Annotated in this window: 20 protein-coding genes; 9 read left to right on the top strand and 11 right to left on the bottom strand. The window is 56.8% G+C overall.

The features are described 5' to 3' along the window. Positions 1 to 2: 2 nt before the first annotated feature. The 3 genes from radC to dnaK all read right to left on the bottom strand — a co-directional run bounded on the left by radC (position 3) and on the right by dnaK (position 3,953). Positions 3 to 761, bottom strand: coding sequence for a RadC family protein (gene radC, locus ATO10_RS06050; RefSeq protein WP_035249409.1), 759 nt, complete (start codon positions 759 to 761; stop codon positions 3 to 5). A 48-nt stretch (positions 762 to 809) separates the two neighbouring features. Beyond that, a complete protein-coding gene (dnaJ, locus tag ATO10_RS06045; RefSeq protein ID WP_035249407.1) occupies positions 810 to 1,958 on the bottom strand; it encodes a molecular chaperone DnaJ in 1,149 nt (382 codons plus the stop codon). Positions 1,959 to 2,033: 75 nt separating this feature from the next. Continuing rightward, on the bottom strand, positions 2,034 to 3,953 hold the full coding sequence (gene dnaK / locus ATO10_RS06040) for a molecular chaperone DnaK (RefSeq protein ID WP_035249404.1): 1,920 nt from the start codon (positions 3,951 to 3,953) through the stop codon (positions 2,034 to 2,036). A gap of 166 nt (positions 3,954 to 4,119) precedes the next feature. Between dnaK and ATO10_RS06035 the strand changes: the two genes are divergently transcribed. Next, positions 4,120 to 4,761, top strand: a complete 642-nt coding sequence (locus ATO10_RS06035) for an alpha-ketoglutarate-dependent dioxygenase AlkB family protein (protein WP_051597979.1) — start codon at positions 4,120 to 4,122, stop codon at positions 4,759 to 4,761. 13 nt (positions 4,762 to 4,774) lie between these two features. Here the strand turns inward: ATO10_RS06035 and ATO10_RS06030 are convergent, their stop codons facing one another. After that, positions 4,775 to 5,035 (bottom strand): YMGG-like glycine zipper-containing protein, encoded by a 261-nt coding sequence (locus ATO10_RS06030; protein WP_035249402.1) that lies wholly within the window; start codon positions 5,033 to 5,035, stop codon positions 4,775 to 4,777. Between the two features lie 132 nt (positions 5,036 to 5,167). Next, on the bottom strand, positions 5,168 to 5,989 hold the full coding sequence (locus ATO10_RS06025) for an ABC transporter permease (RefSeq protein ID WP_035249400.1): 822 nt from the start codon (positions 5,987 to 5,989) through the stop codon (positions 5,168 to 5,170). 126 nt (positions 5,990 to 6,115) lie between these two features. Here ATO10_RS06025 and cysQ point away from each other — a divergent pair, with 126 nt between their 5' ends. The 8 genes from cysQ (at position 6,116) to ATO10_RS05985 (ending at position 15,134) form a co-directional block, all read left to right on the top strand. Next, positions 6,116 to 6,913 carry a 3'(2'),5'-bisphosphate nucleotidase CysQ gene (cysQ, locus tag ATO10_RS06020; protein WP_035249398.1) on the top strand — a complete coding sequence of 266 codons (798 nt, stop codon included), beginning with the start codon at positions 6,116 to 6,118 and terminating at the stop codon, positions 6,911 to 6,913. Beyond that, entirely contained in the window at positions 6,913 to 7,713 is an 801-nt protein-coding gene (locus tag ATO10_RS06015) for a 3-deoxy-manno-octulosonate cytidylyltransferase (protein WP_035249396.1), read from the top strand. Before cysQ ends, ATO10_RS06015 begins: the two co-directional genes overlap by 1 nt. Before the next feature lie 193 nt (positions 7,714 to 7,906). Next, positions 7,907 to 8,803, top strand: a complete 897-nt coding sequence (gene galU / locus ATO10_RS06010) for a UTP--glucose-1-phosphate uridylyltransferase GalU (protein ID WP_035249393.1) — start codon at positions 7,907 to 7,909, stop codon at positions 8,801 to 8,803. Between the two features lie 15 nt (positions 8,804 to 8,818). Beyond that, entirely contained in the window at positions 8,819 to 9,802 is a 984-nt protein-coding gene (galE, locus tag ATO10_RS06005; protein ID WP_035249391.1) for a UDP-glucose 4-epimerase GalE, read from the top strand. Then, complete coding sequence (locus tag ATO10_RS06000; RefSeq protein ID WP_051597978.1) at positions 9,762 to 10,832, top strand: glycosyltransferase family 2 protein; 1,071 nt, start codon at positions 9,762 to 9,764, stop codon at positions 10,830 to 10,832. Before galE ends, ATO10_RS06000 begins: the two co-directional genes overlap by 41 nt. Before the next feature lie 205 nt (positions 10,833 to 11,037). After that, a complete protein-coding gene (locus tag ATO10_RS05995; protein ID WP_035249388.1) occupies positions 11,038 to 12,024 on the top strand; it encodes a glycosyltransferase family 2 protein in 987 nt (328 codons plus the stop codon). Further along, the gene (locus ATO10_RS05990; protein WP_035249386.1) at positions 12,021 to 13,718 is read left to right on the top strand and encodes a DUF5927 domain-containing protein; all 1,698 of its coding nucleotides are present in this window, start codon (positions 12,021 to 12,023) and stop codon (positions 13,716 to 13,718) included. Before ATO10_RS05995 ends, ATO10_RS05990 begins: the two co-directional genes overlap by 4 nt. Positions 13,719 to 13,724: 6 nt before the next feature. Next, the gene (locus ATO10_RS05985; RefSeq protein ID WP_035249384.1) at positions 13,725 to 15,134 is read left to right on the top strand and encodes a sulfotransferase family 2 domain-containing protein; all 1,410 of its coding nucleotides are present in this window, start codon (positions 13,725 to 13,727) and stop codon (positions 15,132 to 15,134) included. Here the strand turns inward: ATO10_RS05985 and ATO10_RS05980 are convergent. The 6 genes from ATO10_RS05980 to ATO10_RS05955 form a co-directional block, all read right to left on the bottom strand. Then, entirely contained in the window at positions 15,131 to 15,595 is a 465-nt protein-coding gene (locus ATO10_RS05980) for a PTS sugar transporter subunit IIA (protein WP_035249381.1), read from the bottom strand. The genes ATO10_RS05985 and ATO10_RS05980 overlap by 4 nt on opposite strands. A 54-nt stretch (positions 15,596 to 15,649) precedes the next feature. Continuing rightward, the gene (gene hpf, locus ATO10_RS05975) at positions 15,650 to 16,213 is read right to left on the bottom strand and encodes a ribosome hibernation-promoting factor, HPF/YfiA family (protein WP_035249379.1); all 564 of its coding nucleotides are present in this window, start codon (positions 16,211 to 16,213) and stop codon (positions 15,650 to 15,652) included. A 64-nt stretch (positions 16,214 to 16,277) separates the two neighbouring features. After that, entirely contained in the window at positions 16,278 to 17,582 is a 1,305-nt protein-coding gene (gene rpoN, locus ATO10_RS05970) for an RNA polymerase factor sigma-54 (protein ID WP_035249376.1), read from the bottom strand. Positions 17,583 to 17,594: 12 nt separating this feature from the next. Next, a complete protein-coding gene (gene lptB / locus ATO10_RS05965) occupies positions 17,595 to 18,356 on the bottom strand; it encodes an LPS export ABC transporter ATP-binding protein (protein ID WP_035249369.1) in 762 nt (253 codons plus the stop codon). Next, positions 18,353 to 18,856, bottom strand: coding sequence for an LptA/OstA family protein (locus ATO10_RS05960; protein WP_035249362.1), 504 nt, complete (start codon positions 18,854 to 18,856; stop codon positions 18,353 to 18,355). The genes lptB and ATO10_RS05960 overlap by 4 nt, the downstream gene beginning before the upstream one ends. Positions 18,857 to 18,866: 10 nt before the next feature. Then, positions 18,867 to 19,469 carry a hypothetical protein gene (locus ATO10_RS05955; protein ID WP_035249843.1) on the bottom strand — a complete coding sequence of 201 codons (603 nt, stop codon included), beginning with the start codon at positions 19,467 to 19,469 and terminating at the stop codon, positions 18,867 to 18,869.

Below are 19,469 nucleotides of genomic sequence, written 5' to 3'. Positions count from 1 at the left end.
GCCTAAAGGTACCCCTGCGAGCGAAACGACAGCTCCTGCGATTGGCCGATGATGATGTGATCATGCAGGGTTAGTCCCAACGCCTGCGCCGCGTCATCAATCTGCGCCGTCATGTCGATGTCTGCTTGCGATGGCGTTGGATCGCCCGAAGGATGGTTATGCACCAAGATCAACGCACTGGCGTTCAGTTCCAGGGCGCGTTTGACGACCTCGCGCGGATAGACGGGCACGTGGTTGACGGTGCCGCGCGCCTGATCCTCATCCGCGATCAGGATATTTTTGACGTCCAGATACAAAACCCGGAACTGTTCAATTTCAAGATGCGCCATGGTGGCGCGGCAGTAATCCAACACCGCTTCCCAACCGGACAGGACATGACGTTGCCGCACCTTTGATTGCGTCAGGCGATGCGCGGCGCTTTCGACGATCTTGAGTTCCAGCGCAACAGCGTCACCCACACCGTCGACTTCTTTTAACCGCGCGACCGGGGCAGAGAGCACCCGGTTAAAGTCACCGAACTTATCCAACAGCCGCCGCGCCAGTGGTTTGACATCCTGCCGCGGGATCGCGCGAAAGAGAACCAGTTCCAGCATTTCGTAGTCCGGCAAGGCATCGGCCCCGCCGTCCAGAAATCGGGCGCGCAGACGTTTGCGGTGATCTTTGATATACGACGGAAGCTTGGAACCGGGCGTCAGAACAGGCGCAGCCTCCGCGGTAAACAGCGGCAGGGGTTGTTCTGAGAATGCATCGGGCCGGCTCATGGGCCGACCCTTGCAAATCTTGCTGAATGAATAGTTAACCCGAGGGGATTAAGGCTTCATCTGCTCCCAGAAACTTTTGACCTTGCCGAAGAAGTCCGAGCTTTCGGGGCTATTGTTTTCCGAGGCGTCGGCGAATTCACGCAGCAGCTCTTTCTGGCGGCTGGTCAGATTCACCGGTGTTTCAACGGCCAGTTCAATGAACATGTCGCCCTGACCAGCACCACGCAGGGCGGGCATGCCCTTGCCACGCAAGCGCATTTGTTTGCCAGTCTGGCTGCCCGCAGGGATTTTCACGCGGCTGCGGCCACCATCAATCGTGGGTACTTCGATGTCGCCGCCCAAGGCCGCAGTGGCCATTGGCACCGGAACCAGACAGGACAGATGCACACCATCACGGTCAAAGATCGGGTGATCGACCACCTGAATAAAGATATAGAGATCGCCCGTCGGGCCGCCACGCAGCCCGGCCTCGCCCTCGCCCGCCAGACGGATGCGGGTGCCGGTTTCGACGCCAGCAGGAATATTCACGCTAAGTGCGCGGTCTTTTTCGACCCGGCCCGCGCCGCCGCAAGAGTTGCACGGGTTCTTGATAATCTGGCCCAAGCCTCCGCAGGTGGGGCAGGTGCGTTCAACGGTAAAGAACCCCTGTTGGGCGCGCACCTTACCCATGCCCGAGCAAGTCGGGCAGGCGGTTGGCTCTGCGCCGCTTTCGGCGCCTGTGCCATCACAGACAGAGCAGGCGACCGAGGTCGGCACGTTGATGGTTTTTTGTAGCCCCTGATGGGCCTCTTCCAGCGTGATCCGCAGGTTATAACGCAGGTCCGAGCCACGCGCGGCGCGTTGACGACCACCGCCACCCCCACCGCCGCCGCGACCACCCATGAAGTCGCCGAACAGATCGTCGAAAACGTCGGAAAACGCGTTGGCGAAATCACCCTGCCCGCCGCGTGGACCGCCACCGCCCATGCCGCCTTCGAAAGCTGCATGACCAAAACGGTCGTAAGCTGCTTTTTTCTCGGCGTCTTTCAGGACGTCATAGGCCTCGTTCACTTCTTTGAACTGCGATTCGGCGTTGGGATTGTCGGAATTCCGGTCGGGGTGAAGTTCCTTGGCCTTTTTGCGATAGGCCTTTTTCAGCTCGTCGGCTGAGGCACCTTTGCTGGCACCCAGAACCTCGTAATAATCGCGTTTTGCCATTGGCTTACCCTGTAAAAAGGGGAACACATTCAACCGGCCCGGCATGTCCGGACCGGTTGATGAAGTTCCGGCGCTTTAGCGCTTTTCGTCGTCGAGATCTTCGAAGTCGGCGTCGACGATGTCATCGTCGACACCACGAGGCTCTTCAGCACCTTCAGGAGCGGATTCACCCGCATCTTCCTGCTGTGCCTTATAGATGGCCTCGCCCAGTTTCATGGCCGACTCGGTCACGTTCTGGATACCAGCTTTGATCTTGTCCGACGAAGAACCTTCGTCTTCGAGGGTTTCTTTCAGAGCACTGATGGCCAGTTCGATGGCCTCGATGGTGGTCGGGTCGACCTTGTCGTTGTGCTCTTCCATCGACTTTTCGGTCGAATGGATCAGGCTTTCAGCCTGGTTGCGGGCTTCGACCTGCTCACGACGATCCTTATCGGCCTCGGCGTTGGCTTCGGCGTCCTGAACCATCTGTTCGATGTCGTCGTCCGACAGACCGCCCGAGGCTTGGATGGTGATCGCCTGCTCTTTGCCGGTGCCTTTGTCCTTGGCGCCCACGGTCACGATGCCGTTGGCGTCAATGTCGAAGGTCACTTCGATCTGCGGCAGACCACGCGGTGCCGGCGGGATTTCTTCCAGGTTGAACTGGCCCAGAATCTTGTTGTCTGCAGCCATTTCGCGCTCACCCTGGAACACGCGCAGGGTCACGGCGTTCTGGTTGTCTTCGGCGGTCGAGAAGATCTGCGACTTCTTGGTAGGGATCGTGGTGTTGCGGTCGATCAGGCGGGTGAACACACCGCCCAGGGTCTCGATGCCCAGCGACAGCGGAGTCACGTCCAGCAGAACCACGTCTTTAACGTCGCCTTGCAGAACACCGGCCTGAATGGCGGCGCCCATGGCAACCACTTCGTCCGGGTTCACGCCTTTGTGGGGCTCTTTACCGAAAAACTTGGTGACCTCTTCGATCACTTTCGGCATCCGGGTCTGACCACCGACCAGTACGACCTCGTCGATGTCGTTGGTCGACAGACCGGCGTCTTTCAGAGCAGCCTTACACGGCTTGATCGAGTTCTTGATCAGGTCGTTGACCAGCGATTCCAGCTTGGCACGGGTCAGTTTCATAACCATGTGCAGCGGTGTGCCGGTGTTCGGGTCCATTGCGATGAACGGCTGGTTGATTTCGGTCTGCTGGCTCGAGGACAGTTCGATTTTGGCTTTTTCAGCGGCTTCTTTCAGACGCTGCAGGGCCATCTTGTCCTTGGTCAGGTCAGTGCCGTTTTCCTTTTTGAACTCGCCCGCCAGATACTGAACGATGCGCATGTCAAAGTCTTCACCACCCAGGAAGGTGTCGCCGTTGGTCGATTTCACTTCGAACAGACCGTCGTCGATTTCCAGAATGGTGATATCGAAAGTACCGCCGCCAAGGTCATATACGGCGATGGTTTTGGTTTCTTTCTTGTCCAGACCGTAGGCCAGCGCAGCAGCGGTGGGTTCGTTGATGATGCGCAGCACTTCCAGACCGGCGATTTTACCGGCGTCTTTGGTGGCTTGGCGCTGAGCGTCGTTGAAGTAAGCCGGAACGGTGATCACGGCTTGGGTAACGTCTTCGCCCAGATAGGATTCAGCGGTCTCTTTCATCTTTTGCAGGATGAAGGCCGAGATTTGGCTGGGGCTGTACTTTTCGCCGTTGGCTTCGACCCAGGCGTCGCCGTTGCCGCCATCCACGATGGAATAGGGCACGTGTTCCTGATCTTTGGTAACAGCCGGGTCGTCAACGCGGCGACCGATCAGGCGTTTCACGGCGAACACGGTGTTTGCCGGGTTGGTGACAGCCTGCCGTTTGGCCGGCTGGCCGACAAGGCGTTCACTGTCAGTGAAGCCGACGATCGAAGGCGTGGTACGTGCGCCTTCGGCGTTTTCGATAACACGGGGTTGCGAGCCGTCCATGATGGCAACGCACGAGTTGGTGGTCCCGAGGTCGATACCGATTACTTTGGCCATATTTTCTACCTCTTCATTAGGCGATATTTTGAGTGCGGACCCAGATTGAGGCTTCCGCACTCTGATCCCAAAAGGTCCGGTCAAGGATTCCCCGACCGGGGTTCTCGGCGTATATAAGGAGGGCGAATAGGCGCTGCAAGCGGTGGCCTTGACACAAATGTGAACGATGACCCCGAAAAACGACCAAGATAGCGATAAACCCCCACTGCCCAGTGCCGTGATCCGAGATTTTAAGCTCTTCGCGGGTTTTCTGGATGTTCAGGCGCAGCAGCGGATGGTCGAAGACCTGCGGGGCGTGATCGCGCAGGCTCCGTTGTTTTCGCTGATGACTCCTTATGGCAAACCCATGCGCGTGCGGATGAGTTCAGCCGGGCGATATGGCTGGTTTTCGGATCAGCGGGGATACAGGTATGAACCGCGTCACCCAGACGGGGGCCCTTGGCCGCCAATTCCTGACAGCATCAGGGCCCTTTGGCACCGGATCACCGGCTTGGAGCGGTCTGCGGATTGCTGCCTGATCAACTTTTATGGCGCTGATGCCAAGATGGGGATGCACCAAGACCGGGACGAGGCCGATTTCAGTTGGCCGGTGTTGTCGATCTCGCTTGGGGATGATGCGCTGTTTCGGATTGGGAATACCACGCGCGGCGGCAAGACCGAGAGCCTTTGGCTGCGATCAGGGGATGTGATGGAGATGGGCGGGAAGGCACGGCTTACCTATCACGGGGTGGATCGGATCAAGCCGGACACCTCTACTCTTTTACGGTCGGGTGGGCGGATCAATTTGACGCTGCGCGTCGTTGACTGATCCGCGCCAAGGCTTATTGCGGGCAATCGGCCACGTATTCCGTACCATCCGGATAGCGGTAGCGGCATTGTGGTGCCTGCTGCGTCCCGCCCAGGGCGGCGCCTGCTGCTGCCCCTGCAATCGCGCCGATCAGCGCACCTTTATCTTTGTTTTTGCCAGAGGTTTCGGCCCCAATGGCGGCCCCCGCTGCAGCGCCTAATAGGGCGGATTGCTCGGGCGTATCACAGGCGGCCAAAAGGCCTGCGCAGCTGAGTATGATCATGAATTTTTTCATGTTTTGTCCTTTCCGGTAAAGACCCCGCGACTCGGGGAGGTCATGGAAAGGGTTGCGGCTTCAGGGCCGCTATACGATAGCCGCCACCCGGTTTCGGGCTGCTATGCGATAACAGGTTGGCTTGCGGGCGGATTACCGCGCGGCGTTCCAGCTGATAGAGGCATGTTTCCGCGTATAGGACTCTCCCATAAGCCCGATCATCAGCAAAACGACGGACAGGACCAAGGGATAGACCGTGTTGGAATAATGCGGGTTGTAGTTCAGAAATGCGAAACCACGGGCCTGATCAATCGTGTGAAACAGTGGGTTCCAGTCAAACATCACCAACATAAACCCCGGAAGCGTATTGGCGACAAACATCTTGCCCGATGCAATCATATTTGCCCGTTGATAAATGGCAGACACGATGGACACAAAGCCAGGAAACCAGGGTTTCAGCGCCAGAAAGACCGTGCCGATGGCCGCGCCTGAAAACCATGCCAGCAATACCATCCCCATCGCGGGGATCGGTCGGAAGATGGTGATCGGGGTCACCACGGCATGATAAATGAACAGCACCACGCCCATGGCCAGCAATTGCAAATAGAGCGCCGATAGCGCCGCCGCTGAGATCGATACCATCGTGTTCATCGGCGCGTGTTTCATCATCGCAGAGGCGGGCCCTTCGGACCCTACGACCGCGCCAAGTGCTTTGTTATGGGTCAGGAACAGAAAAATGCCCGACATAATATAAAGCAGGAAGTCCCCGCGGATTGCGTTTCCCTTTAGGCCCAGAACGGTGAACATGAAGTAGAAGGCAATCACGAAAAGCGCGGTCTGCATGATGTTCATCAACAGACCAATCACCGCGTTCCCGTGGGTTTTGCGGACATCGCGCACCGTGGCGTGATAGATCAGCGACAGCAAATGAAGACCGCCGGTAAGATTATTTTTTGGTCTGCTCGGCTCGAACATTATGGGACTGCCTGTTGTGAAGGCTGAATAAGGGGCGCACTTGCTTGCGTTCTTGTTGCACTTGATCATAAGGGAATTGCCGAATTCTTACAACGCCCGCTACCGGGTCCGAATGGAGTGCAGAAATTGGATTTCGAGAAACTTGAACAGGTCAGCCGCCGTGCCGCTTTGTTGGCAGGCGACAAGATCATGGAAATTTACAACGCAGATGATTTTGAAGTGAAGTCAAAGTCGGACGACAGCCCGGTGACCGAGGCGGATGAAGCGGCAGATGCGCTGATCTCGGAGATTCTGGCCGAGGCCTTCCCCGATACGCTGATCGTGACCGAAGAACAGGCCGACAGCCACAAGGAAACCGCCGATACCTTCCTGATCGTTGACCCGCTGGACGGCACCAAAGAGTTCGTAAAACGCCGTGGTGAGTTCACTGTGAACATCGCCTACGTCGAAAACGGCACCCCGATCCGTGGTGTGGTATACGCCCCCGCCAAGGACCGCCTTTTCTATACCGACGCTTCGGGCCAGTCGGTCGAAGAGCTGGGCGATCTGGCCGTTGATACCGTAGGTGAGGTCAAGCCGATTTCGGTGTCCGAGCCTGATAACAGCGCGCTGATGGTCGTGGCCTCGAAATCGCACCGCGATCAGGCTACCGATGATTACATCGCCAAATACGCCGTCAAAGACATGACCAGCGCCGGTTCTTCACTGAAACTGTGCCTGATTGCCACGGGTGAGGCTGATATTTACCCGCGTCTGGGTCGTACGATGGAATGGGACACCGCCGCAGGTCACGCCGTTGTGCTGGGCGCCGGTGGTCAAGTTGTGCGTTTTGACGACCACACTCCGCTGACCTATGGCAAGCCGATCTATGAAAACCCGTTCTTCATCGTGATGTCGCCGGGTGTGGAGCTGAAAGAAGCTTAATGTCGGTTCTGGTTGTCATCCCCGCGCGCTATGCTTCGACCCGCTATCCCGGCAAACCGCTTGTCGCGCTGAAGGGCGCAAGTGGTGAGTCCCGTACGCTGATTCAGCGTTCTTGGGAGGCCGCAATGGCGGTTCAGGGCGTGGACCGCGTGGTGGTGGCAACCGACGACAACCGTATCAAGGACGCTGCCGAAGCTTTCGGCGCTGAGGTCGTGATGACCTCTGAAAGCTGCGCCAATGGCACGGAACGCTGTGCCGAGGCATTTGATAACATCGGCGGTGGGTTTGACATTGTGGTTAACCTGCAAGGCGACGCGCCGCTGACGCCGGCTTGGTTCGTCGAAGATCTTGTCGCTGGGTTGCAAGCCGATCCTGTGGCCGAGGTAGCGACGCCCGTGTTGCGCTGCGAAGGTGAAACGCTGAATGCCCTCTTGGCAGATCGCAAAGCCGGGCGTGTGGGTGGTACGACAGCCGTGTTCGATGCGAACCGCCGTGGGCTGTATTTTTCGAAAGAGGTAATACCGTTCACCTCGGAGTCCTACGCTGACGAGGCCCCGACTCCGGTCTTTCATCACGTTGGCGTTTATGCCTATCGCCCTTCTGCGCTTGCGGCCTATCCGCGCTGGGAAGCGGGCCCGTTGGAACAGCTCGAAGGGCTGGAACAGCTCCGCTTTCTGGAGCGGGAACATCCTGTTCTGTGTGTAGAAGTCGAAGCACGCGGGCGTCAGTTTTGGGAACTTAACAACCCAGAAGACGTACCACGCCTTGAAACCATGATGGCTCAGATGGGTTTGGCCTAGCGTATGCCGGTCCGGAACCCAGACTGCGGAATTGCTTAAATTTGCTGCATTGCGGCAACAAGCCGCCTGCTTTTTGAGCGCACCCGCCGATTGGTTCGAGTTTTTGCAATTCTGAAGTATAACAGGGCTAAAGACCATCCGAGTACTTCGCTGTATTCAGGCAGCCACAATTTAGAGAGGTTAGGCACAAATTATGGATCGCAGGATCACCAAGGCAATTTTTCCGGTCGCCGGCCTGGGCACACGTTTTCTTCCTGCAACCAAGTCTGTCCCCAAGGAGATCATGACCTTGGTAGACCGCCCCTTGATCCAATACGCGATCGACGAAGCGCGGGCCGCAGGGATCAAAGAATTCATTTTTGTTACCTCACGCGGTAAAAGCGCGCTTGAGGACTACTTTGACCACGCGCCGCATCTGCAGGCGGAACTGGAAAAGAAGAACAAGACCGACCTTCTGAAGGTTCTTGAAGATACCAACATGGAAAGCGGCGCAATCGCTTACATCCGTCAGCAAAAGGCTTTGGGTCTGGGCCATGCGGTTTGGTGCGCCCGTCGTCTGATTGGTAACGAGCCCTTTGCCGTGATCCTGCCAGATGATGTGATCGCTGCCGAAAAACCCTGCTTGCAGCAGATGGTCGAAGCCTATGAAGAAACCGGTGGCAATATGGTTGCCGCAATGGAAGTTCCGCGTGAAAAAGCCAGTGCCTATGGGGTGCTGGACGTGCAGGAAGACCTTGGCAGCATCGTTTCTGTTAAGGGTATGGTTGAAAAACCTAAAGCCGAAGAAGCGCCTTCAAATCTGGCGGTTATTGGTCGCTATATTCTAACCCCTAAAGTGCTCGCGAACATCTCGACCATGAAAAAGGGCGCGGGGGGCGAAGTGCAGCTGACAGATGCCATCGCAGACCAGATCAACGACCCCAGTGGCGGCGTTTATGGCTATCGTTTCCGTGGTCAGCGTTTTGACTGCGGCTCGAAGGCTGGGTTCTTGCAAGCTACGGTTGCCTTTGGTCTGTCGCGTCCAGATCTGCGCGAAGAGTTCGGCGACTATATTAAGGCGATGGCGGCTTCACAGGAAGCTGCCCAATAAGGTAACAACCATTTCATGGTGAATGTGATTGTAACGGGCGGCGCGGGCTACATTGGCTCGCACGCCTGTAAGGTGTTGCGGGACTCGGGTTTTACGCCGGTGACCTATGACAATCTGTCCACGGGTTGGGCCGATGCCGTTAAGTTTGGTCCGTTTGAGCAGGGCGACCTGATGGATCGCGCCCGTTTGGATGAGGTGTTTGCAAAGTACCAGCCTGTTGGTGTCATGCACTTTGCGGCTTTCAGCCAGGTCGGCGAAGCCATGCGTGAGCCGGGCATGTACTGGCGCAACAATGTCTGTGGGTCGCTGACGCTGATTGAGGCCGCCGTTGCCGCTGGCTGCCTGAACTTTGTGTTCTCATCGACCTGCGCCACCTATGGTGATCAAGACGGGGTGGTGCTGGACGAAAACAGCGCACAATACCCGCTGAACGCATATGGTGCTTCGAAACGCGCCATCGAGGATATCCTGACCGATTTCAAAGCCAGCCATGGTCTTGAATCGGTGATCTTTCGCTATTTCAATGTTGCCGGCGCTGATCCGGATGGCGAAGTCGGCGAATTCCACCAGCCCGAAACCCATTTGATCCCGCTGATGCTGGATGCGATTGATGGCAAACGAGCGGCATTGACGGTGTTTGGCACAGATTACCCTACGCCCGACGGCACCTGCATTCGCGACTATGTTCATGTGATGGATTTGGTCGACGCCCACGTGCTGGGTGTGAAGTGGTTGCAGGACGGGAAAGGGAGCCGCGTCTTTAATCTGGGCACCGGGAAAGGTTTTTCGGTGCGCGAAGTGATTGATCACTCGAAATCAGTGACCAACCGTGAGGTGCCCTATGAGCTGGGCGAGCGTCGCCCCGGTGATGCGGTCAAACTTGTTTCCGGTAGCACGCGTGCCGAGGCCGAGCTAGGGTGGAGCCCGAAACGATCCACTCTGGAGACGATGATCGCAGATGCCTGGCGCTGGCACCAAAACGGACATTACGACAAGTAATCCTGCGCCCGAGAGCCTGTGGCTGCGGCTAAAGCGTGCCTTCAAGGCGCGCTGGTACCGGCGTCAATTGATGTGGCGGGCATTTCGAAAACGGCGTGAGCTGACCCTGCTGAAAGATTGCACCGCGCAGATTCAGCGCTCAGATATATTGCTGTTTTCCACCGTAAGAAACGAGCGACAACGCCTGCCCTATTTCCTGACGCATCACCGCGCATTGGGCGTTGATCAGTTTCTAATGGTCGACAACGGCAGTGACGATGGAACCGTCGAGTACTTGTTGGACCAGCCCGATGTTTCGCTTTGGCAAACCAAACACAGCTACAAGGATTCCCGCTTTGGGGTGGATTGGCTGAATTGGCTTCAGACCCGTTATGGCACCGGGCATTGGTGTCTGGTGCTGGATGCGGACGAGCTGTTGATCTATCCGCAACACGATACAAAAGACCTGAACCAGCTGACTGCCTGGTTGGATGAAAATGGTCAAAAACGCCTGCGCACGGTGATGCTGGAGTTGTACCCCAAAGGCCCGCCCTCGCAGCAAAGGCACATGCCGGGCCAACACCCGGCCGAGGTATTGCAATGGTTCGATGCCGACGGGTTCGTACCTCTGGACCAGCCAGGGCTGCGCAATGAGGTTTTGACCGGCGGACCACGCTTGCGGATGTTCTTTCAGGACAGCCCGCGCAAAGCGCCGACTTTGTCAAAGATGCCCCTGATCAAGTGGCATTGGCGCTATGCTTATGTCAGCTCGACCCATTCTTTGTTGCCGCGCGATTTGAACCATCCGTCGGGGGCACCCGAGGATGCCGTGACCGGCGTTTTGCTGCACAGCAAATTCTTGCCCGATATCGTGGATCGTTCCGCGGATGAAAAACAGCGTGCTCAGCATTTTGCCTATAGTGATCAGTATGGTGACTATTACGACAGTCTGATCGAAGACCCCGATTTCTGGCATGAAAAGGCTCACAAATACCAAGATTGGCAACAATTGGTGCACTTGGGTCTGATGCGGGGGAAAAACTGGGGCTAAAACCCCGCAATTATAAGCATTTCTATGGTTTACGCAGATGGCTGGGATTCGTATTGTTGCTCAACAATTGGTCCCAAAGTGCAACTTTGGATGTTAATCATAAACAATAATTTGCTTGGGCCGGGTCTGCTTAACGCCTTCGCAAAACATCTGATATAGGCCCGAGGGGACAGGAGGCAGGTTGGGCGCGATATCATCATATCGAATGCGGCTGGAGCGCAAGCGCTGGCAATTTCGCGCCTTTCGAAAGCGGCGCGAATTGACGAGCGTTGCAAACCGGACTGCGGCAATCAAACGTGATGACCTGCTGGTGTTTTCGACCCTGCGCAATGAACGCAAGCGCCTGCCTTATTTTCTGGATTACTATCGTGACAAGGGTGTCGGACATTTTCTCATTGTCGACAATGGCTCGGATGATGGCTCGGGCGCGTACCTGAAAGATCAGGATGACGTGTCGCTGTGGTTTACCAAACGCAGCTATCGCAAGGCCAATTTTGGCGTCGATTGGCTGAACTGGTTGCAGCGAAAGTATGGCCATGACCACTGGACACTGGTTGTCGACCCAGATGAATTCTTTGTCTATCCGTTTTGCGACACCCGCCCGATTCCGGCGCTGACCGACTGGCTGGATGCTTCAGACGTGAAGTCATTCAGCGCAATGTTGCTGGATATGTACCCCCGTGGCCCGATTGATGCTCAACCGTATCAAGAAGGTCAGGATCCGCTTGAAATTGCCAGCTGGTTTGACAGCGGCAACTATATGATCTCGAAGAACCACAAGTACCATAACCTTTGGATACAGGGCGGGCCTCGGGCACGACTGTTCTTTTCGGATGATCCTTATCGCGCACCTGCGCTGAACAAGACGCCACTTGTTCGGTGGAACCGTAACTATGTCTATATCAGCTCCACACATATGATGCTGCCGCGCGGGTTGAACCACGTCTATGACGAAGGCGGGGGCGAAAAGGCGTCTGGCTGTTTATTGCATGCCAAGTTCCTGAACACCTTCGGTGAGAAAGCCGCCGAAGAGACCGAGCGCGGTGAGCATTACGCTGAATCCGCCGAATACCTTGCCTATCACGAGACCCTGAAAGACCGCCCGGTGATCTGGAACCGTTGGTCCGAAAAGTACATCAACTGGCGCCAGCTGGAAATTCTGGGTCTGATGTCCAAGGGGAATTGGGCATGAGCGTCGGGTTCATCATGCTTGTGCACACCGCGCTGAACCGTGCAGGTCAGGTGGCGCGGCACTGGGCTGAAAGCGGGTGCCCGGTGGTGATCCATGTCGACAAGGCGGTGGATCGCAGAACCTGCAAGGCCTTTACCGACAGCCTGGCCGATCTGGAAAACGTCAAGTTTTGCAAACGCTACAAGGTGGAGTGGGGGACATGGTCACTCGTCGCCGCCACCCAATCAGCGGCGGAACTGGCCTTGGAGAGCTTTCCTGAAATCCGTCACGTCTATCTTGCGTCGGGTTCCTGTCTGCCGCTGCGTCCGGTGCAGGAACTGTGCGATTATCTGGACAGCCGCCCCCAAACGGACTTCATCGAATCCGTCACCACAGACGATGTCCCTTGGACCGTGGGGGGATTGGATCGCGAAAGGTTCACCCTGCGTTTTCCGTTTTCATGGAAACGCCAGCGCCAGCTTTTTGATGGCTATGTGGCGCTTCAGCGTAAGATTCGGTTCAAACGCAAAGTGCCTTCGGGCTTGGTGCCGCATCTTGGGTCGCAATGGTGGTGCCTGACCCGTCGCACCTTGTCTGCCATTTTGGAAGACCCTGACCGGGAGGTGTATGACCGTTACTTCAAGCGCGTTTGGATCCCGGATGAGAGTTACTTCCAATCCTTGGCGCGGGTTTATGGTCAGCAAATTGAAAGCCGCTCTTTGACGCTTTCCAAGTTCGACTTTCAAGGCAAACCCCACATTTTCTACGATGACCACCTTCAGCTGCTGCGCCGGTCAGATTGTTTTGTGGCACGCAAAATCTGGCCCAAGGCTGATCATCTGTATTCGTCGTTCCTGTCCAACGATCCCGCCGTGACCAAGAACGCCGAGCCAAACCCGGGCAAAATCGACCGTCTGTTTACCAAAGCGGTGGAGCGTCGGACGCTAGGTCGTACCGGCCTGTACATGCAAAGCCGCTTTCCCCACGGCGGGTGGGACAGTGGCCGCACCGGCGGGCCCTATTCGGTGTTTGAAGGCTTCTCAGAGCTGTTTGAGAATTTCGAAACTTGGCTGGGCAAGGCTGCTGGCGGGCGAGTGCATGGGCACCTCTTTGATCCGCAACGTGCATTCTTTGCTGGCGGCGAGACCGTGTATAACGGTTGCCAGTCCGATAGTGCCGCGTTGCGCGATGCCGATCCAAAGGCGTTTGTCACCAACCTGATCTGGAATACCCGTGGTGAACGGCAATGTTTCCAGTTTGGCCCTATGGATCAGCAAGAGATCAGCTGGTTCGTCGCCACGGACCCAAATGCGCAGATTTCCGTCATTACGGGCGCTTGGGCCGTGCCTTTGTTCCAATCCAATCGGAATTTTTCGTCGATCCGACGCGAGGCAGCGGCGCTGCAAAAGGTCGAATCCCGGCATCTGGATATCCTGCGGTCGCAGAATACAAAGGCGCGGGTACGGATTTGGTCGATGGCGGATTTCGTGCAAAACCCGATGGAACCCCTGCAGATCATCATCGACGAGATCGCTCCGCGCGGCCATCGCCGACTGACAGAGGCCCCTCGGATGAAAGACCTGACCGGCTTTGGACAGTTCTTGCAGAACCTACGCAACCAAGGCATGCATCCTTACCTGATGGGTGACTTCCCTGTGGGGGATGACCCACAAAACCGGCCCGCCGCGCGGCGGCGGCCCTATTTGGTGAAATAGAGACTTATGACCGGAAAATTCGATTCTTTCGTAATTTTTGCAGCGATGCGCACGGGTTCGAACCTGTTGGAAGCACATCTGAACACGTTTGGCGATATTCAGTGCCATGGCGAGGCTTTCAATCCGTTCTTCATCGGAGATTCCGAGACAGATCATATGTTCGGGTTCACCCTCTCCAAACGCGAGGCAGACCCCAAGGGGTTTCTTGCCGCCATGCGTGCGCAAGAGGGGCATGTATCCGGGTTTCGCTTCTTTCAGGATCACGACCCCCGTGTGCTGGACCTTGTGATGGATGATCCGCGCTGCGCCAAGATCATCCTGACGCGCAACCCGCTGGAAAGCTTTGTGTCGTGGAAAATAGCCGAGCAGACAGGACAATGGCGCCTGACAGATATGAAGGACCATGTGGCCGGGCGTGCCTACTTCAGCCCGCAGGAGTTTGAGGTCTATCTGAATGATTTGCAGCAGTATCAGCTGATGCTTTTGCACCGCATGCAGTCTTCGGGCCAAACGGCATTCTATCTGGCGTACGAGGATATTTCTGATCTGGATGTGATCAACGGGCTGGGGGCGTTTATTGGCTCGCAGGAAAAGCTCGAAGATTTGCCAAAGAAGCTAAAGAAACAGAACCCGTCGCCGCTCTCGGATAAGGTCATTAACTTTGAAGAGATGCAGGAGGCGCTGTCCAAGCTTGACCGGTTTGACCTGACCCGGACCCCCAATTTTGAGCCGCGCCGTGGCGCGCAGGTGCCAACTTATGTTGCTGCGGCGAAATCGCCGGTGTTTTACATGCCGATCTTCGGTGGGCCCGAACAGGTCGCCAAGAATTGGCTGGCCGATCTGGATGGGGTGAGTGAGGATGCTCTGCAATCGGGGTTTAACCGCAAATCCCTGCGTCAATGGCGCCGAAAAAACCAGCTTCACCGCAGCTTTACCATTGTCACCCATCCGCTGGAACGCGCGTGGAACGTCTATTGCCACAATCTGGTGGCGGCGGGCGATGGGGAATACAACACCATGAAGAAACACATTGGGAAGCTGTATAAAGTTCCCTTTCCTGAACCCGATGCCGATGCCAAAGCCTTTCGCGACGGGTTTCTTGAGTTTCTGTATTTCCTTAAGGGGAATTTGACAGGCCAGACCAGCGTTCGGGTGGATCGGTCCTGGGCGTCACAGGACAATGTGTTGATGGGAATGGCGCGGTTTGCGCAGCCTGACATGATTTTGCGGGCCGAGTCGTTAGAGCAAGGCCTGGCTCAACTTTCTGAACAGGTCGGGATCGACAGTGCCCCGTTGCGCCCGGGTGACAGCTCGTTCCCAGCGTTGGCCGACATCTATGACGCCGAGCTGGAAGCCGCAGCGAAGGATGCCTATCAACGGGATTACGTGGTTTTTGGCTATCGGGCTTGGGCTTAGGCTGCCTGAGACGAGGGGCTTTCCGTCAGCAAAGCATGTAGGGTTGCGGCTTGGTCATTGGCGCGCAGCTTGGCGCAGAAGGCCTCGTCTCGCAATGTACGCGACACAAGCGCCAGCGCTTTCAGGTGATCGACCCCGGATTCAAGCGGGGCAAACAGTGCAAAAACCAAATCTACCGGTTGACGATCGACCGCGTCGAAATCCAGCGGCTTTTCCAGACGCAGAAAGGCCCCAACAACCGAGTTGACGCCCGACAGGCGGGCGTGGGGCAGGGCAACACCGTGCCCAACCCCGGTCGGTCCCAGGTTCTCACGCTCTTGCAAGGCTTCGACAACATCGTTGGGACGCAGGCCATAGGCCGTTGCCGCGATCTCGCCGAGGTCCTGAAACAGGCGCTTCTTGCTTGAAAGAGTTCCGAAAACCTTGACGGCTTCGGGCTTCAGAATGCTCGAAAGTTCCATGGTACCTTGTTTCGTTTCTGCGCAGGGTTCGCCCGCACGGGTCCGTTTAGACCATCAGGTGTCAATCCAGCCCACATTGCCGTCATCACGGCGGTGGACAACATTTACGCCCCCGGTTTTCTCATTGCGGAACACCAAGAGTGCGGCCCCTGCCAGCTCCATCTGCATCACGGCTTCACCGACCGACAGAGAAGGGATTTGAGTCTCCATCTCGGCGATGATCATCGGTTGCAGGCTGGCGGGTTCCGATTCCTCGGCGTCCTCGGTTCCGGCAAGGATATACGAGGAAGCCCCGACCAGTTCAACCGGCTGCGCGCGTTGCTGGTGATGGTCCTTAAGACGCCGCTTATACCGGCGCAGCTGTTTTTCCATTTTGTCGCGGCAAAGATCCAATGCCGCATAGATCTCGGTCGCGCTTGCCTTGGCCTGTGCGGTCAGACCGGTGGACAGATGAATCGTCGCTTCACACACATATTCATGAGCGTTCCTTGAGAATATCACACTCGCATCGGTTGGGCGCTCGGCATATTTTGATACAGTTTCGTCAAGCTCGGTTTTGACATGGTCTTGCAGGGCTTCACCAATATCAATCTGTTTGCCGGTAATTTGGTAGCGCATCACGCCTCCTCCTATGTGTTATGGCGACAAGCGGCAAAGCGGCGGGTGCCGTCTTTGTCATATGTCAGGTTGTGTTGGAAGGATCGCTGCCCGGAAGGTCCGGACGGTGCTGTTGCGTCGTCTTGGAGCGGCGACGTTCGAACGATGATGGAATGTTCATGCATCCCCTGTATTTGGCGACAGTTCGACGTGCGATGTCAACGCCCTGTGCCTTTAGAATGTCAGCAATTTGCTGATCAGACAGGATCGCGTCGGCGGATTCCCCCGATACAAGGCCACGAATCTGGTGTTGGACGGCGAAGGCGGAAACCTCTGCGCCGTCCTCCGTTCTCAGGGCGCCGGTCAGAAACAGGTCCAGCGGATAATGCGCGCCATTGAAGCTTAGGTATTTGCCCTGGACGGTGCGTCCGATGGTGCTTGGATGCAGATCAAGCGTGGTTGCCAGTGCGGCACGCGACAACGGGTTCATGTTACTGGGACCGTTGGTAAAAAAGCTGTGCTGATGGGCGACGATTGCTTGCGCAACACGCGCGATCGTGCGCGAGCGAAACGAGTACGCCCTGACCATTGCTTTTGCACGCGGGTAGTACTCTTGAGCCAATTTGGAATCCTGCTCGATGTGATCAAGCAAGGTCGTATCAATTTGCGGGGTCGGCAACATATCTGTGTTGGCTGAAACGATCAGGTTGCCGGCATTGTCCTGCTCGACAAGAATTTCTGGAATAATGTTGTGCGAAAGTTGCGCGAACCCGGCGCCGGGCAAGGGGTTGGTGGTTTTTAAAACCGAGTTCAGAGATTCGATTTCTTGCTGCGGAATGCCAGTGGCCCGGCTGGCTGCGGCCCAGTCGGATGTCGCGAAAAGGGACAGATGCGCGCAAACTGCGCGAGCTTTGTCTGCCGCGATGCCCTTGGCGACCAATTGCAGGGTCAGGCATTCCTGCAGGTCGCGGGCCCCAACCCCGACCGGATCACAGGCTTGGATCACCTCTATGGCGTCCTGGATTTTCTGTTCGGGCAGGTTCAGAACATGGGCAAGTTCGGCGTTGCTGCTGCGCAGGTAGCCATCTGGCGAAATGTCGCCCGTCAGGAAACGCGCCAGCGCCGCCAGATCGGGGTCAAGTTGCATCAAGCTGATCTGATTGTTCAGCGACAGGGTCAAGCTGTCGGGCTGGGCCACTTCTGACGTATCGTCATAAACCGGGGTGTCAGGCTGACTTAGGTCCAAAACCGGGTTTTCAGCGGCTTCGCGCTGCAAGTCGGCGATCATATCAATGGTGGGGTTTTGCAGCATGGCAAGGCCCTGACGCAGCTCGGGCGTCAGGGACAGGCGGGTTTCAAGCCGAGCAGTAAGCTGTGGCTTCATACCCATCGGGCGATGCCTTTAAGAGATGCGGAAGTTTTGCCCCAGATAGACACGGCGCACGTTTTCATCCTGAATCACCTCATCGGCCGTACCGCTCATCAGCACGGTTCCGTCATGCAGGATATAGGCCCGGTCGACGATTTCCAACGTTTCGCGAACGTTGTGATCGGTGATCAGAATGCCGATGCCCCGGTTGCGCAGGTCGGCTACAAGGCTGCGGATTTCACCAACAGCGATTGGGTCAACGCCGGCGAAGGGTTCATCAAGCAACAGATACTTGGGGTCAGCCGCAAGGCAGCGGGCGATTTCGGCCCGCCGCCGTTCGCCGCCTGACAAAGACAACGCCGAGGCCCGGCGCAAATGCCCAATAGAGAACTCAGACAGCAGTTCTTCGAGTTTCTCGCGACGTTTGTGGCGGTCTTTTTCAGAAATTTCCAACACAGAAAGAATGTTGTCTTCGACGCTGAGGCCGCGAAAAATGCTGACCTCTTGCGGCAGGTAGCCAATGCCAAGCTTGGCACGGCGATACATGGGCAGGTTGGTCACATCGCGCCCGTCGATCATCACGGCGCCGCCTTCGGGGCGGATCAGGCCTGCGATGTTGTAAAAACACGTGGTCTTGCCCGAGCCGTTGGGGCCCAACAGTGCAACGACTTCACCGCGTTTCAGCTCCATGCTGACATCGCGGATCACCGGGCGGCGGCGATAGCTTTTGCGCAGGTGTGTCACCTGCAGCCCCGGCGCGCCGGTTTCGACCTTGAGCTCCGGCTTGGTGGTCATTGGGCGTTGCCCGTCTGGAATATGGTTTTTACCCGGCCTTCCATACGGCCGGTGCCGGACCCAAGATCAACGACAAAGCGTTCCCCCGATAGGGCGTTCTGCCCCTGTGTCAGCAAGACAGAACCCGACATCACAATCGAGCCGCGATCGACCGCGTACACAGCCTTCTGGGCTTCGGCTGCTTCTGCACCGTTGACCAGCAACACATTGCCGGTGGCTACCATGTTAGAAATACGCCCGGTCGGGTCACCGTTTGAGCCAGCATAAGACACTTCGACCCGGTTGGCAGACAGGCGCATGCTGCCTTGCCCAACCAGAACGTTTCCGCTGAAAACGGCGGTGCCTGCCTGTTGGTTTACTTCAAGCTGATCTGCGGTGACTTCGACGGGAAGCGTGCTGTCATGGGTCAGGGACCCAAAGGCAACATCCAGACCCTGCGCTGTGACGGATACAGGCAGAAACGCGATGGACAAGGCAAACAAACCGGCGAGCAGACGCATGAACACTTCCTCAGTTGCCGGGCCGGTATATCAGTTTCACACCTTGGTTGAAAACAAGAACATGGCCCTTCTCGGCATCTCCGGTGATCTGCATCTGTCCGGCGCTGAGTTCCCCCAGAGGGCTTTCAACCTGAACGGCGCCCGAGGCCTTGATATCGGTGCGATCCAGCGCTGTGATGATTTCGTTTGTCGAAATCCGAAACCCATCTGAGGTGGTCATCGCCACGCCGCCGGTCAGTCGGGTAAACCATTCAGTTGTGTCGACAACGCCTGTATCGGATCGAATTGTGGCCTGGGTGCCATCTCTGAACTGCAGTTCAGCTTCGATCTTGCTGGCTTCGGCCCGTCCCGGCGTGTTCGCGCTTGGACGGGCAGTTTCGGCCGATACCCGAATTTGCATCCCATCCTGTGTGACACCCGCAAACGCTGGGGCCGTGACACGTTGATCTTCGGCCAGTTGATCTATTTCCACCTGCGAGTAAGGCAGAGAGGCCTCGGTGTCGATTCGCTTTGAAAACAGAAACAAAGTCGACAACAGCGCGATCGCGGCAAGCGGCAGGACAATCTTGGCCAGATTCACGAATCGCGAATAAGTATTGTCGGTTGCCACCAT

Source organism: Actibacterium atlanticum (assembly GCF_000671395.1).
In the GTDB taxonomy this organism is placed as follows: Bacteria; Pseudomonadota; Alphaproteobacteria; order Rhodobacterales; family Rhodobacteraceae; genus Actibacterium_D; species Actibacterium_D atlanticum.
This window is presented reverse-complemented; position numbering and strand designations above follow the sequence as displayed.